The following is a 14,250-nucleotide window of genomic DNA, read 5'->3' as shown; positions in this document are numbered from 1 at the left end:
AACATCGTGGAATGGGATTTGACACTGATATTAATCATAATTGTATTTGGATTTTTAGCTGCGTTTATTGATGCAGTAGTTGGTGGCGGTGGTTTAATATCTACACCGGCTCTACTTGCCATAGGTCTCCCGCCAGCAACTGCACTTGGAACAAATAAACTAGCAAGTTCATTTGGTTCTTTAACCAGTGCGATTAAGTTTATACGTTCCGGCAAGGTCGATTTGAAAATTGTAGGCAAGCTCTTCCCATTTGTCTTTTTAGCGGCAGTGGGCGGTGCGAGCTTGGCTTCCTTTTTACCAGCTTCAGTCTTAAAGCCGCTTGTCATAATCATCTTAACGATTGTGATGATTTATACACTCGTGCGTAAAGATTGGGGCAGTATACGAACATATCAAAAGCTTTCAACTAAAAAAGCGATTCTCTTTACAAGTGTATTATTACTCATCGGTTTTTATGACGGCTTTTTAGGTGGAGGCACAGGCTCGTTCATGTTGTTCACTTTACTGATAGTCGGATTTGATTTCTTAAGTGCTGCTGGTAACGCGAAGGTCCTTAATTTCGCTTCAAATATCGGTGCATTATTGCTATTTATGTTGCTAGGCAAAGTTGATTACGGGATCGGTTTGATTATGGCTTTCAGTATGATTGTCGGTTCCTATGCAGGTGCGCAATTTGCACTGAGACAAGGTGTCGGTTATGTCAGAGTATTGTTTGTCATCGTAACGAGTGCATTAATTCTTAAAAATATCTATGATTATATGCAGCAATGGTTTAATTAAAGTAAACTGCGTCTTAAACTGTACGCAGTTTACTTTTTGTTTATGACGATAAATCTTTCAATTCAAGGCATCTTCTACATGAAAAATAGTAAATAGTTCATTCAATCGAAGGATAAATATTGGAGTTGACGTGTTGATATCGGTATAATGGGGTAAAGAAAAAGTACTAACAAAATCTCAGGAGGTTGTTTATTAATATGGTACAAATTACATTCGGCGGAGATCCCGTTTCATTAGTAGGTAATGCAGTAGAAGAAGGGCAAGAAGCACCAGACTTCACAGTAGTAAACAATGATTTAGAAGAAGTTACACTTGCAGATTACGAAGGCAAGAAAAAACTAATCAGTGCAGTACCATCTATTGATACAGGGGTTTGTGATAAACAAACACGTAAATTCAACGAAGAAGCAGCATCAGAAGAAGGTGGCGTAGTGCTTACTATTTCTGAAGACTTACCGTTCGCTCAAAAAAGATGGTGTGCAGCAAGCGGTTTAGACAATGTTATTTTATTAAGTGACTACCAAAAACATTCATTTGGTAAAAACTTTGGCGTATTAATGGACGACTTACAATTATTAGCGCGTTCAGTATTCGTATTAGATAAAAATAACAAAGTTGTTTATAAAGAAATCGTGAATGAAGGAACAGACTTCCCTGATTTCGAATCTGCATTAAAAGCATATAGAGAATTAGACTAAAGTAAAGCAAGTATTTAAAGTAATTTTAAGTTAATAAATTTAGACCAGACTGCTCATAATTAGTGTAAGGATTTTAGATTCATTGATTATGAGCAGTCTTTTTAGGAAGGATTTTAAAATGGCTGAAGAACAAACAATTATGGAACGTTTGTTTCATGAATTAGATACTAAAACAAAAGAACTCAATAAAGAAAATGGTCAAAGTTTTATTGAAAACTTAGGGCTTGCGATGGAACAGATTTATCGTAATGACCGTGACTTATTAGAACAAGCAACACTAGCAGACCGACGTAAAGCTTTCCAATTTGCATATTTAAGCTTGTTGCAAGAACAAGATATTCAGGCAAATCACCAAATTACTCCTGACTCGATCGGCTTGATTCTTGGATTCTTAGTACAACAGTTTACACAAGATAAAAAAGAACTGAACATTGTTGATTTAACCAGCGGCAGTGGTCATTTAAGTGCAACTGTGCATGAAGTGTTAACAGAGCAGACATTAATGCATCATCTTGTTGAAGTGGATCCAGTGTTATCTCGTGTCAGTGTACATCTAGCGAATTTCTTGGAAATTCCTTTTGATGTTTACCCACAAGATGCGATATTGCCTTTACCGTTTGAAGAAGCGGATGTCGTGATTGGAGATTTGCCTGTAGGTTATTATCCAGTAGATGATCGCAGTCATGAAATGAAATTGGGATTTGAAGAAGGACATAGTTATGCGCATTTCTTATTAATTGAACAAGCAATTGAAGCGTTAAGAGGTGCAGGTTTTGCATTTTTAATTGTGCCTAGCAATATTTTTGAAGGTGAACATGTAAAACAGCTCGAAAAATTCATTGCAACAGATACAGAAATGCAAGCATTCTTGAACTTACCGAAAACTTTGTTCAAAACTGAGCAATCTCGCAAATCAATCCTGATTTTACAGAAAAAAGAACGCGAGGTAACGCATGCTGTTGAAGTGTTGTTGGCCAATATACCAGATTTTAAATCTCCGCAACAGTTTCAAGGATTTTTAAAAGAATTGTCAGAATGGCTGCAACAAAATCATCACAAAAAATAAACTGTAATAATCTTGAAATTGAACTGTATTAATGGTTAAATAGATATGGTAAAAGAAAATGTAAATATTGGAGGCATAGTTTTATGTCAAAATTAGTGTTAGCAATTAACGCAGGTAGTTCATCACTGAAATTCCAACTTATAGAAATGCCTGAAGAAAAATTAATAAGTAAAGGTTTAATTGAGCGTATCGGCCTTAAAGGCTCAAAAATCACAGTAGAATTTAATGGTCAAAAGTATACTGATGAAAAAGAAATCAGCGACCACGTAAAAGCTGTTGATTTAATGTTGGATAGCTTAATTAACCACGGTATTATTCGTGACATCAATGACATTGATGGTACAGGACACCGTGTTGTTCATGGTGGGGAATTATTCCCTGAATCTGCGTTAGTTACAGACGAGGTAGAGAAACAAATTGAATCATTGACAGAATTAGCACCGCTTCACAATCCAGCAAACTTAATGGGTATTCGTGCATTCCGAAAATTATTGCCGAATATTCCACATGTTGCAGTGTTTGATACATCATTCCATCAAACAATGCCAGAACAAGCATATTTATATAGCTTGCCATTCCATTACTATAAAGACTATGGTATCCGTAAATATGGTTTCCACGGTACAAGCCATAAATATGTATCACAACGTGCTGCTGAAATTTTAAATCGTCCAATTGAAGAATTACGTATTATTTCTTGTCACATCGGTAACGGTGCTTCTATTGCAGCAATCGATGGCGGCGAATCAGTAGATACTTCAATGGGCTTCACACCATTAGCAGGTGTTACAATGGGTACACGCTCTGGTGATATTGACCCAGCATTAATTCCATATATTATGGAAAAAACAGGTAAAAACGCTGAAGAAGTGTTAGATATCCTAAATAAAGAATCAGGTTTATTAGGTATCTCAGGTACTTCAAGTGACTTACGTGACTTAGAACAAGATGCGGATGAAGGTAAAACACGTGCACAATTAGCACTAGATGTATTTGCTTCACGTATCCACAAATATATTGGTTCTTATACAGCGAAAATGCACGGTGTAGATGTTATTGTCTTCACTGCAGGTGTCGGTGAAAACTCTGACGAAGTGCGTGGCCGTGTATTAGAAGGTTTAGAATTCATGGGTGTTTATTGGGATCCTAAGAAAAACGAACAAATTCATGGTTCAGAAGGATTTATCAACTACCCACATTCACCAGTTAAAGTATTAGTTATTCCAACAAACGAAGAAGTAATGATTGCACGTGATGCAGTTAAATTCGGTAGTTTATAATTGATAAAATTCATCCAGTTAATAGGGGAGATAACCTTGTTAACTGGATTTTTTTATGCGTAATGATAATTTTTAAAGTAATAAAAAAACCGATCAGTTATTAACTGACCGGTTAAACGCTCATAGTAAAAGCAAATTAATTATCTTGCTTGATATTGTTTACGTAATTCTTCAGTTGCTACTTGAGGTTCGAAATCTTCAGGCATTTCTTCTGTACGAACTACTAGAACATCACAAGGTGAATGACGAACAATAGCTTCTGAAACAGATCCTACGATAAAGCGTTCTACCGCATTCAAACCAGAAGTACCGCAAATAACTAAGTCTGCTTTGACTTCTTGAGCGATTTTTTTAGGAATGATTGCTTTAGGTGAACCAAATTCAAGGAGTGTTTCAACGTCTTCCACGCCTTCTTTTTGGGCAAAATCTTTATAACCTCTAAGTAATTCTTCAGCGAATTGTTTAGATTTTTCTGTGAACTGAACATCATAAACTTCGTATGAAGTATATGTTCTAGAGTCAATAACATTAGTGATGATAAGTTTAGCGTTGTTACGTTTCGCTACTTCCACCGCTTTATTGAATGCCCATTCAGCTTCTTGTGATCCATCTACTGCGATTAAAATATTTTTATAAGTTAACATCGTACATGACCTCCTTCTTCTATTCACTTATATTTTACCACATTGACAGAATATTAGAAATAAAAGTAGCGATTGAATTTTTATAATTGATTGAATTTTATGAATATCTTATCTTTCGTGATAACTTAATCTTATCATCCTTTTCCAACCGTAATGATTGCGCTTTCAGCATATAAGCGTTAGGATAAGGATGGGAGGTGTACGGAATGAAAATAGGTATTCCAAAAGAGATAAAAAATAATGAAAACAGAGTAGGTTTATCACCAAGCGGTGTTCATGCTTTAGTTGAAGCAGGGCACACAGTTAAAGTAGAGAGCAGCGCAGGTGAAGGTTCATTCTTTACAGATGAGGATTATAAAGACGCAGGTGCAACAATTGTTGATGGACCTGGCGAAGCTTGGGATGTTGAAATGGTTATCAAGGTTAAAGAACCAATTGAACCAGAATACAAATATTTCAAGAAAGATTTAATCTTATTCACTTATCTACACTTAGCAAACGACGAAACATTAACAAAAGAACTTGTTGATAATGAAGTCGTTGCGATTGCATACGAAACGGTGCAATTACCAGATAGATCATTACCATTATTAACGCCAATGAGTGAAGTTGCAGGTAGAATGGCGACACAAATCGGTGCGCAATTCTTGCAAAAATTCTATGGCGGTATGGGCGTATTGCTAGGAGGAATTCCTGGTGTACCTAAAGGTAAAGTCACAATTATCGGTGGCGGCCAAGCAGGTACAAACGCAGCGAAAATCGCTTTAGGCTTAGGTGCCGACGTAACAATCTTAGACGTTAATCCAAAACGTTTACAAGAACTTGATGATTTATTCGGCGGACGTGTGCATACAGTTATGTCTAACCCGCTTAATATCGAACAAAATGTTACGCAAAGTGATTTAGTTGTCGGTGCGGTATTAATTCCAGGCGCTAAAGCACCAAAACTTGTAACTGAACAAATGGTTAAAGACATGAAAGACGGTGCTGTATTGGTAGATATCGCTATCGACCAAGGTGGTATCTTCGAAACATCTGACCACGTTACAACGCATGATGATCCAACTTATGTTAAACATGGTGTGGTTCACTATGCAGTAGCAAATATGCCAGGTGCGGTACCACGTACTTCTACAATTGGTTTAAACAATGCGACATTACCTTATGCGCTACAAATCGCAAACAAAGGTTATTTACAAGCATTGAAAGATAACCAACCATTATCTTTAGGATTGAATGTGTACGACGGTAAAGTTACAAATGAAGGTGTAGCTAACACGTTTGATCTTCCGTATACACCAGTAGATCAAGCATTAAATTAATTATTAATTTAATGGGATGTAAGGAGCGTATAAAGCTCTGAAAACATCAAAAATGACGCCATCTCATTGCTGTTTGGGGTATAAACAGCGATGGGGTGGCGTCTTTCTATACTTAAAAATTTTTCAGCTCATAAAAAAGGTGGAGTATTCGTACTCCACCTTAAATCAATACTCTCTCATTATTTATCATAATGTGTTAAGACTTCATTTCCATCTTCAGTGACTAAGATGTCGTCTTCGATACGGACACCCACTTCACCAGGAACATAAACACCAGGTTCAACTGTGACAACCATACCTGGAACAAATTGATTTGTGTTGAATCCAGCAACATCTTGATATTCATGTTCTTCTAAGCCTAAACCGTGGCCAAGACGGTGTACGAAGTATTCACCATAACCAGCATCAGCAATAATACCGCGTGCTTTTCTGTCTACGTCACCAATAACTACGCCCGGTTTAATCATGTCAATTGCAGCTTTTTCAGCTTCTAATACAACATTATAAACAGATTGTGCTTTTTCGCTTGGGTTACCGAAAGCTACTGTTCGTGTCATATCTGAGCAATAGTTTTCATAAATAACACCTAAGTCGAATAAGACATATTCATCTTTTTGAAGTTGGCGATCACCAGGAATACCATGTGGTGAAGCAGCATGGTCACCAAATAAGACCATTGTATCGAAACTCATTGCGCTGACACCGTATTTTGTTTGAATTTCATACTCAATATGACGTACCACTTGTTTTTCTGTTACGCCTTCTTCTAAGAAATCTACACCGATTTCAATACATTTATCAGCAAGTCTTGCAGCTTCTTTAATTTTGTCAATTTCCTCAGGTGTTTTAACATTACGTAAATCTTTAATAGTTTGGTCAATTGAACCGAATGTTTCAACACCAAATCCTTCAATTAATTCTTTTTGACGTTTTAATGTCAGATGATCTTCTTCCACAAGAATTTTATCAAAGTTGTAATCTACAAGCTTAAATGGATCTTCACCATCAGCATTACCGACAACTTTACCAGTGAACGGAGAGGCTTTAACCTCTTCTACTTCTAATTTAGGGACAAATAAAACTTCTTCACCCTCAGCAGTAATTAGCAAGGCTAATAAACGTTCGTGGGGATCGCTTAAGTAGCCAGAAAAGTAGAATACGTTAAGCGGTGTCGTAATCCAAGCAGCCCCTGCATCTTGATTACGTATTTCATTAACAATTTCTTCTGTTTTCAAAATTCTTCAACCTCCATTCGTATGATTAACTTTATTTTAAGTCAAAGCGGTTCAGAATTCAAAAGGCAATGGTGTCATTTAGACTAAAGTGGGGTAAATGTTATACTAGAGTTAAGATTGAAGCATAAGGGGGCTTTTTAAAATGGAATTATCATTTCATGGACAATCAACAATCTATTTTGAAGCAAACGGCAAGAAAGTCATCGTAGATCCATTTATTACTGGTAATGATTTATCAGATTTAAATGCAGAAGATTTAGAGGTAGATTATATTATTTTAACGCATGGTCACGCAGACCACTTCGGTGATACTGTGAAAATTGCGCAAAAAAATAATGCGACAGTTGTCGGCCTTGCGGAAGTTGCAGATTATTTATCAACTGCACAAGGTGTAGAAAATGTACACCCAATGAATATCGGAGGTAAATGGGAATTTGACTTTGGAACAGTTAAGTATGTACAAGCGTTCCATAGTTCAAGTATCACAAATGAAAACGGTATTCCAGTTTATTTAGGTTCTTCAACTGGTTTGATTTTAGAAATTGAAGGCAAAACGATTTATCACTGCGGTGACACTGGCTTATTCAGTGATATGAAATTAATCGCAGATCGTCATCCAGTGGATGTATGCTTTGTACCAATCGGTGATAACTTCACAATGGGTATTGAAGATGCCAGCTACGCGATCAACGAGTTTATCAAACCGAAAATCACTGTACCTGTGCATTACAACACATTCCCATATATTGAACAAGATCCTGAAGAATTCAAGAAATTGGTTAAAGAAGGCGAAGTACAAATCTTAAAACCAGGTGAAGCTGTAGAATTCTAATAACACAGATAATAAAAATGCTTGTACAACTCAATGTACAAGCATTTTTCATTATTTTACAATCAATACTGGGATATGAGCACGTTTTGCGACTTTATGGCTGACGCTGCCTAGCACAAATTTCTTTTGCTCTTGTGCTTTACGGTTACTTACTACTAAAATGTCATAATCACCACTGTTCGCAAACTTAACAAGTTCTTCTTTTGGATTACCGCGTACAATGATTTCATCGTATTCGATACCGTATTCATCAAGAATATCACGTGTTGGTTGTAATTCTTGACTACGCGCTTTTGTTAAATCGTTTAAATGTGTGCCGCCCTTAATAGATGCTTGTGCATCTTGTTCAGTGATCGCATTTAATAATGTGACAATTGTGCCTTCACCAGACAATTTTCTGATATTAGCTAATGCTTTTTTGTTTTCTAAATCAGTATCAACGCCGAGTAAAATATTTTTATACATTCTCAATCCCTCCTTAATACATATTCTAATAAAAATGTGTCAACTTTTCCAATTAAATTTATTGTCAACTTAACAAACCGTATTTAAATTACAAAATGTCAACTATTGAGTTAGGTACTCCACCTATAACATGTTAAAATTCAAGAGAGATTAACTTCGATTTTTAGACTGAATCAAGTTATAATTAATAAGAAGAGTAAGCAGAGAATGAGGGAAGTAAGTAATGACAAAACATGAACAGATTCTTGCACACATTGAATCACTCGCTGTGGGTCAGAAAATATCTGTCCGTAAAATAGCAAAAGATTTAGAGGTATCTGAAGGAACAGCTTACCGTGCAATTAAAGATGCTGAACAACTTGGACTCGTCGCTACCATAGATCGAGTCGGAACTGTGAGAATAGAAAAGAAAACTAGAGAAGAAATCGAACATTTAACGTTTGGTGAAATTGTTAAAATTATTGATGGTCAGGTACTTGCAGGTCGTAACGGTCTTCATAACACGCTGACTAAGTTTGCTATTGGTGCCATGAAATTAGAAAATGTGGTTAAATATCTGACTAAAAATACTTTGTTGATTGTCGGTAATAGGACGGATGTACAATTAGAAGCATTGAGACATGGCAGTGCAGTGTTGATTACAGGTGGTTTTAGTACAACACCTGAAATTAAACGTTATGCAGATCAACATGATTTGCCTATCTTATCGTCTAATTACGATTCATATTTAGTTGCGAATATGATTAACCGTGCGATGTATAATCAGATCATTCGTAAAGAAATTTTAATTGTTGAAGATATTGTTAAACCTGTCACTGAAGAGACTGTATTGAAAGAAACAATGAAAGTTGCAGATGTCAAAAGTCGTTCACAAGAGACAGGACATTCAAGATTTCCAGTTGTCGATGATGACTTTAAATTGGTCGGGATTGTGACAAGTAAAGATATTATTGCAAAAGATTCAGAAGAATATCTTTATAAAGTAATGACTAAACCGGTGTTAAATGTGCAAGTGTCTACAACTGTTGCGACATGTGCGCATATGATGATATGGGAAGGTATTGAATTGCTGCCGGTCACGACAATCAATAAGAAATTACTTGGCGTAGTATCACGTGAAGATGTTCTGCGTGCTATGCAATTATTAGGACGTCAACCGCAAGTAGGGGAGACCATCAATGATCAAGTCGGCAAGTACATTTCAATTAATAAAGATAAAATTACTGTAGATGTTGCACCCCAACTGACAAGCCAATACGGGACGTTAAGTAAAGGTGCTTTTGTCGCAATTATTGAAGAAACGATTCGCTATAAAATGCGTCAAATAAAAAAACAAGAAGTTATGATTGAAAGTTTAAGTATTATTTATATGAAGACAGTTTCTATTGAAACAGAACTTGAAATTAATTATGACATGTTAGATGTTGGGAGACACTTTGCTAAAATTGAGGTCAGCATGCGTGAAGGACAACAAGATGTAGCTAAAGCATTGATTATTTGTCAAATGCTAGAAAGCTGATGTACTGCATCAACAGATAATGAAGGAGTAATGATATGAATACATTTAATGAAATTATGAACCGAATTGAACAAGAAGATACAATTATTATCCATAGACATGTGCGACCCGATCCAGATGCCTATGGTTCTCAATTAGGTTTAAAATCTTATTTACAATTAAAATTTCCAGATAAAAAAGTCTATGCTGTAGGTGAAAGTGAGCCTTCTTTAGATTTTATGGGAACATTTGATGCAGTAAGTGATGATACTTACAAAGAAGCATTAGTCATCGTATGTGATACAGCTAATGCGCCTCGTATTGATGATCAACGTTTTGCTAATGGTAAAGGTTTAATCAAAATTGATCACCATCCTGCATTAGATCAATATGGCGAGTTAAATTATGTGAACACTGAAGCTTCATCAACAAGTGAAATCATCTTTGATATCATTGCGCATTTTAATGATACATCCATCATTGATGCAGAAACAGCACGCTTACTGTATTTAGGTATCGTTGGCGATACAGGTCGTTTCTTATTCAGCAATACAAGTGCGCATACAATGGAAGTTGGGGCACAACTTTTAAAATATCCATTTGACCACACTGCAGAATTGAATAAAATGGCTGAAAAAGACCCTAAACTTATGCCATTCCAAGGCTATGTGCTACAAAACTTTGAAATGAATGACAACGGCTTTGCGAAAGTTCAAATTACACAAGATGTTTTAAAACAATTTGATATTAAACCGAACGAAGCTTCTCAATTTGTAAATACAATTGCTGATTTACGCGGTTTAAAAATTTGGGTCTTTGCAGTTGATGAAGGCGAAGATATTCGTTGTCGTCTGCGTTCTAAAAAAGTTGTTATCAATGACGTCGCACAACAATTTGGAGGCGGCGGACACCCGAATGCATCTGGTGTTACAGTTTATAGTTGGGAAGAATTTGATCGTTTAGCAGAAGCCTTAAATCAAAAATTAATCGACTAACTGCACAATATTAAAAAGGGAGGGACAAAATTATGAAGGCACATCTAAATATCCACACTGCGTATGATTTGCTAGAATCTAGTCTACGTGTTTCTGACATTGTTGAAAAAGCAGTCGCAGAAGGCTATCAATCGTTGGCACTGACTGATAGAAATGTCTTGTATGCTGTCCCTCAATTTTATGATGCATGCAGACAAGCAGACATCAAACCCATTATCGGTATGACTGTAGATTTAAGTGATGGCTTAACAGAGTTAGAAACAGTATTATTAGCTAAAAATAATCAAGGATTAAAATCGTTATATCAACTTTCTTCAGCAATTAAAATACAAGATAAACGTACGATTTCTACAGAATGGCTAAAACATTATCAAAATGATTTAGTCATTATTTTTAAGCGTATCAATGCTGAACAAATGAATTTAGCGGAAATGTTTAGTGAACACACAGAAGTATTCACGGATCATTTAAGCAGCGGTGCAGCAGAACAATTAGATTTAAATCAAGTGTGGATGCAAGAAGCGAAATATCTTGATGAAGCAGATGCTGAAACTGTCAGTGCATTGCAAGCAATTAAAAATAATAAAGCGTTAGACTTGGTAAATACAGGTAGCGAACAGCATGCTCATTTATATAGCCAAGCTGATATAGATAGCTTGAGTTTATCTCAAGACATTATTGATAATACAAATGACCTTGCTGATCAATGTAATATTACGATTGAATATCATCAATCACTGTTACCACAGTATGATACACCTGAAGGTACTTCATCTAAAGAATACTTATACCAATTATTAGATAATGCTATTAAACGTATGAACTTAGATACTCCTCAGTATAGAAAACGTTTAGATTATGAGTTCGATGTCATTACGAAAATGGGGTACGAAGATTATTTCCTAATTGTAAGCGATCTGATTCATTACGCGAAAACACAAGATGTCATGGTCGGTCCAGGTCGTGGTTCATCTGCAGGTTCTCTAATCAGTTACTTGTTGAATATCACAACGATTGACCCATTAAAATATAATTTATTATTTGAGCGATTTTTAAATCCCGAACGTGTCACAATGCCAGATATTGATATCGACTTTGAAGATACAAAACGTGAACGTGTGATTGAATATGTACAACAAAAATATGGAGATTACCATGTTTCAGGTATTGTGACATTCGGGCATTTACAAGCGAAAGCAGTCGCAAGAGATGTAGGACGTATTATGGGGTTTGAAGAAAAAACACTCAGTGAAATTTCACATTTAATTCCGTCTAAATTAGGTATAACTTTAAATGAAGCTTATGACACACAAGCATTTAAAGACTTTGTGCATCGCAATCATAGGCATGAAATGTGGTTCAAACTCAGTAGGAAATTAGAAGGATTGCCGAGACATACATCAACGCATGCGGCAGGCATTATTATTAACGAACGCCCATTATATCAATATGTACCATTATTAATGGGAGATACGGGTCTATTAACACAGTGGACAATGACTGAAGACGAACGACTTGGTTTGTTGAAAATCGACTTTTTAGGTCTGAGAAATTTATCCATCATTCACCAAATCATCAATCAAGTAAAGAAAGATTTAAATATCGATATTGATATAGAATCTATTCCTTTTGATGATGAGAAAGTATTTAAAATGTTGTCATTAGGGGAAACAACCGGATTATTCCAATTAGAATCAGACGGTGTCAGAGATGCGTTAAGACGTTTACAGCCGCAACATTTTGAGGACATTGTCGCAATGACTTCTTTATATCGCCCAGGTCCAATGGAAGAAATACCGACATATATTGCTAGACGTCATGACCCATCTAAAGTGGCCTATCTTCATCCTGATTTAGAACCGATATTAAAATCCACATACGGTGTTATTATTTATCAAGAACAAATCATGCAGATTGCAAGTAAGTTCGCAGGGTTCAGTTATGGAGAAGCGGATATTTTACGTCGAGCAATGAGTAAAAAGAATCGTGCTGTGTTGGAAAATGAACGTCAACACTTTGTAGAAGGTGCCAGTCGAAATGGCTACTCAGAACAATTAAGTAAACAAATCTTTGATTTAATTCTTAAATTCGCAGATTATGGTTTCCCACGTGCTCATGCGGTGAGTTATTCTAAAGTCGCCTATACGATGGCGTATTTAAAAGTACATTATACTAATTATTTTTATGCCAATATTTTAACGAATGTGATTGGCAGTGAGAAAAAGACTGAACAGATGATTGCTGAAGCTAAAACGATGAACTTAAAGATTTTACCTCCAGACATCAACGAAAGTCATTGGTATTATAAAGCAGCTGAACAAGGTATTTATTTATCTTTAGGTACCATCAAAGGTGTCGGTTATCAAAGTGTTAAAGCCATTGTAGATGAGCGTTATCAAAATGGTCGATATAAAGATTTCTTTGATTTTACACGCCGTTTATCTGGGCGTGTTAAAACACGTAAGTTATTAGAAGCGCTCATATTAGTGGGAGCATTTGATCAATTCGGTGAAACACGTGCAACCTTATTAGGAACATTAGATGAGGTTTTAGATTCATCAAGTCAAGTCGAACAAGATGCTTTGATTTTTGACTTTGTGACACCGAAATTAGAGTACCAACAAAAAGAAGAGTTGCCTGATTTAGCATTAAGTAACTTTGAAAAAGAATACTTAGGATTTTATATTACAAAACATCCAATGGAAAAATTGTTTGATTCAAAACAGTTTTTAGGCATTTATAAATTAAACAATGCGAACAATCATCAACCTGTACTTGTACAAATGGACACACTGAGACGTATTCGTACAAAAAAAGGGCAACCGATGGCTTTTGCGACTTTAAATGATGGTGAGCACACGTTAGATGGTGTTATTTTCCCTGATACTTTTCAACGTTATGAAACACTTCTATTAGAAGAAAAACCGTTTATTGTAAAAGGGAAATTCGAAAATAGAAATCAAAAGCATCAATTAATTATTAATGAAATACAAGATTTAGATGCATATGAAAAAACGATGTTTGAAAAAGCAACACGTATTATACTCAGAAAAATTAATGTTGATGATTTAGAATTTGATACTGAACCATCTGAAACACATCAACAACTTCCAATATATTTTTATGATGAACAGTCAAACCAAATGCGGCAAGTTGGAAGAATTGAACGTGATGTTGACACGATTGAAAGATTGGTTGAACAAATTGATCCTGAAAATATTCGCTTAATGTAATAGAAGTCTGTGACAATGGATTGCATTAGTTACAGACTTTTAAAACTTTTAAGCAATTCATCGACAAAATTAAGGAAATTAATAATTTGACCCATGAGAATCAGTGAAACAGTGACATCTGTGTTATAATCAGTACATAAAATTCAGAGTAGTACTAAAACCAAAAGTTTATTGTAAATTTTCGGTAAAAATAATAAAACAA

Annotated in this window: 12 protein-coding genes; 9 read left to right on the top strand and 3 right to left on the bottom strand. The window is 35.6% G+C overall.

The window, feature by feature from the left end; all coding sequences use genetic code 11:
• The first annotated feature begins 6 nt into the window (after nucleotides 1–6).
• From HMPREF2603_RS11165 to HMPREF2603_RS11150, 4 genes are all read left to right on the top strand, one after another.
• A complete protein-coding gene (locus HMPREF2603_RS11165) occupies nucleotides 7–780 on the top strand; it encodes a TSUP family transporter (protein WP_002481189.1) in 774 nt (257 codons plus the stop codon).
• A gap of 197 nt (nucleotides 781–977) precedes the next feature.
• The gene (tpx, locus tag HMPREF2603_RS11160; protein ID WP_002481188.1) at nucleotides 978–1,478 is read left to right on the top strand and encodes a thiol peroxidase; all 501 of its coding nucleotides are present in this window, start codon (nucleotides 978–980) and stop codon (nucleotides 1,476–1,478) included.
• A gap of 118 nt (nucleotides 1,479–1,596) precedes the next feature.
• Complete coding sequence (locus tag HMPREF2603_RS11155; protein ID WP_002481187.1) at nucleotides 1,597–2,544, top strand: class I SAM-dependent methyltransferase; 948 nt, start codon at nucleotides 1,597–1,599, stop codon at nucleotides 2,542–2,544.
• A gap of 83 nt (nucleotides 2,545–2,627) precedes the next feature.
• Nucleotides 2,628–3,824 (top strand): acetate kinase, encoded by a 1,197-nt coding sequence (locus tag HMPREF2603_RS11150; protein ID WP_002481186.1) that lies wholly within the window; start codon nucleotides 2,628–2,630, stop codon nucleotides 3,822–3,824.
• A 140-nt stretch (nucleotides 3,825–3,964) separates the two neighbouring features.
• On the opposite strand, the gene HMPREF2603_RS11145 is transcribed toward HMPREF2603_RS11150, so the two are convergent.
• On the bottom strand, nucleotides 3,965–4,468 hold the full coding sequence (locus HMPREF2603_RS11145) for a universal stress protein (protein ID WP_002481184.1): 504 nt from the start codon (nucleotides 4,466–4,468) through the stop codon (nucleotides 3,965–3,967).
• Nucleotides 4,469–4,674: 206 nt separating this feature from the next.
• On the opposite strand from HMPREF2603_RS11145, the gene ald reads away from it, so the two are divergent.
• Complete coding sequence (ald, locus tag HMPREF2603_RS11140; RefSeq protein ID WP_023015972.1) at nucleotides 4,675–5,790, top strand: alanine dehydrogenase; 1,116 nt, start codon at nucleotides 4,675–4,677, stop codon at nucleotides 5,788–5,790.
• 179 nt (nucleotides 5,791–5,969) lie between these two features.
• Here ald and HMPREF2603_RS11135 read toward each other — a convergent pair whose 3' ends face one another.
• Nucleotides 5,970–7,025 carry a M24 family metallopeptidase gene (locus tag HMPREF2603_RS11135; protein ID WP_002481182.1) on the bottom strand — a complete coding sequence of 352 codons (1,056 nt, stop codon included), beginning with the start codon at nucleotides 7,023–7,025 and terminating at the stop codon, nucleotides 5,970–5,972.
• 142 nt (nucleotides 7,026–7,167) lie between these two features.
• Between HMPREF2603_RS11135 and HMPREF2603_RS11130 the strand changes: the two genes are divergently transcribed.
• A complete protein-coding gene (locus HMPREF2603_RS11130; protein WP_002481181.1) occupies nucleotides 7,168–7,857 on the top strand; it encodes a metal-dependent hydrolase in 690 nt (229 codons plus the stop codon).
• Between the two features lie 51 nt (nucleotides 7,858–7,908).
• Here HMPREF2603_RS11130 and HMPREF2603_RS11125 read toward each other — a convergent pair whose 3' ends face one another.
• On the bottom strand, nucleotides 7,909–8,322 hold the full coding sequence (locus HMPREF2603_RS11125) for a universal stress protein (RefSeq protein ID WP_002481180.1): 414 nt from the start codon (nucleotides 8,320–8,322) through the stop codon (nucleotides 7,909–7,911).
• A gap of 223 nt (nucleotides 8,323–8,545) precedes the next feature.
• Between HMPREF2603_RS11125 and HMPREF2603_RS11120 the strand changes: the two genes are divergently transcribed.
• From HMPREF2603_RS11120 to HMPREF2603_RS11110, 3 genes are read left to right on the top strand one after another with little or no spacing between them, the layout of a single operon-like run.
• Nucleotides 8,546–9,841 (top strand): DRTGG domain-containing protein, encoded by a 1,296-nt coding sequence (locus tag HMPREF2603_RS11120; RefSeq protein ID WP_002481179.1) that lies wholly within the window; start codon nucleotides 8,546–8,548, stop codon nucleotides 9,839–9,841.
• Between the two features lie 35 nt (nucleotides 9,842–9,876).
• On the top strand, nucleotides 9,877–10,815 hold the full coding sequence (locus HMPREF2603_RS11115; RefSeq protein WP_060804803.1) for a DHH family phosphoesterase: 939 nt from the start codon (nucleotides 9,877–9,879) through the stop codon (nucleotides 10,813–10,815).
• 32 nt (nucleotides 10,816–10,847) lie between these two features.
• The gene (locus tag HMPREF2603_RS11110; RefSeq protein ID WP_060804802.1) at nucleotides 10,848–14,048 is read left to right on the top strand and encodes a DNA polymerase III subunit alpha; all 3,201 of its coding nucleotides are present in this window, start codon (nucleotides 10,848–10,850) and stop codon (nucleotides 14,046–14,048) included.
• Nucleotides 14,049–14,250: the final 202 nt, after the last annotated feature.

It is taken from the genome of Staphylococcus sp. HMSC055C03, assembly GCF_001809385.1.
In the GTDB taxonomy this organism is placed as follows: Bacteria; Bacillota; Bacilli; order Staphylococcales; family Staphylococcaceae; genus Staphylococcus; species Staphylococcus simulans.
Note: the sequence above shows the minus strand (reverse complement) of the source record. Positions and strands in the feature narration are given on the sequence as shown.

Excerpts from the sequence above, each read along its gene's own strand:
- HMPREF2603_RS11125 (WP_002481180.1), bottom strand. The coding sequence starts at position 8,322 with ATGTATAAAAATATTTTACTCGGCGTTGATACTGATTTAGAAAACAAA.
- HMPREF2603_RS11120 (WP_002481179.1), top strand. The coding sequence starts at position 8,546 with ATGACAAAACATGAACAGATTCTTGCACACATTGAATCACTCGCTGTG.
- HMPREF2603_RS11150 (WP_002481186.1), top strand. The coding sequence starts at position 2,628 with ATGTCAAAATTAGTGTTAGCAATTAACGCAGGTAGTTCATCACTGAAA.
- HMPREF2603_RS11115 (WP_060804803.1), top strand. The coding sequence starts at position 9,877 with ATGAATACATTTAATGAAATTATGAACCGAATTGAACAAGAAGATACA.
- HMPREF2603_RS11110 (WP_060804802.1), top strand. The coding sequence starts at position 10,848 with ATGAAGGCACATCTAAATATCCACACTGCGTATGATTTGCTAGAATCT.
- ald (WP_023015972.1), top strand. The coding sequence starts at position 4,675 with ATGAAAATAGGTATTCCAAAAGAGATAAAAAATAATGAAAACAGAGTA.
- HMPREF2603_RS11130 (WP_002481181.1), top strand. The coding sequence starts at position 7,168 with ATGGAATTATCATTTCATGGACAATCAACAATCTATTTTGAAGCAAAC.
- HMPREF2603_RS11155 (WP_002481187.1), top strand. The coding sequence starts at position 1,597 with ATGGCTGAAGAACAAACAATTATGGAACGTTTGTTTCATGAATTAGAT.
- tpx (WP_002481188.1), top strand. The coding sequence starts at position 978 with ATGGTACAAATTACATTCGGCGGAGATCCCGTTTCATTAGTAGGTAAT.
- HMPREF2603_RS11145 (WP_002481184.1), bottom strand. The coding sequence starts at position 4,468 with ATGTTAACTTATAAAAATATTTTAATCGCAGTAGATGGATCACAAGAA.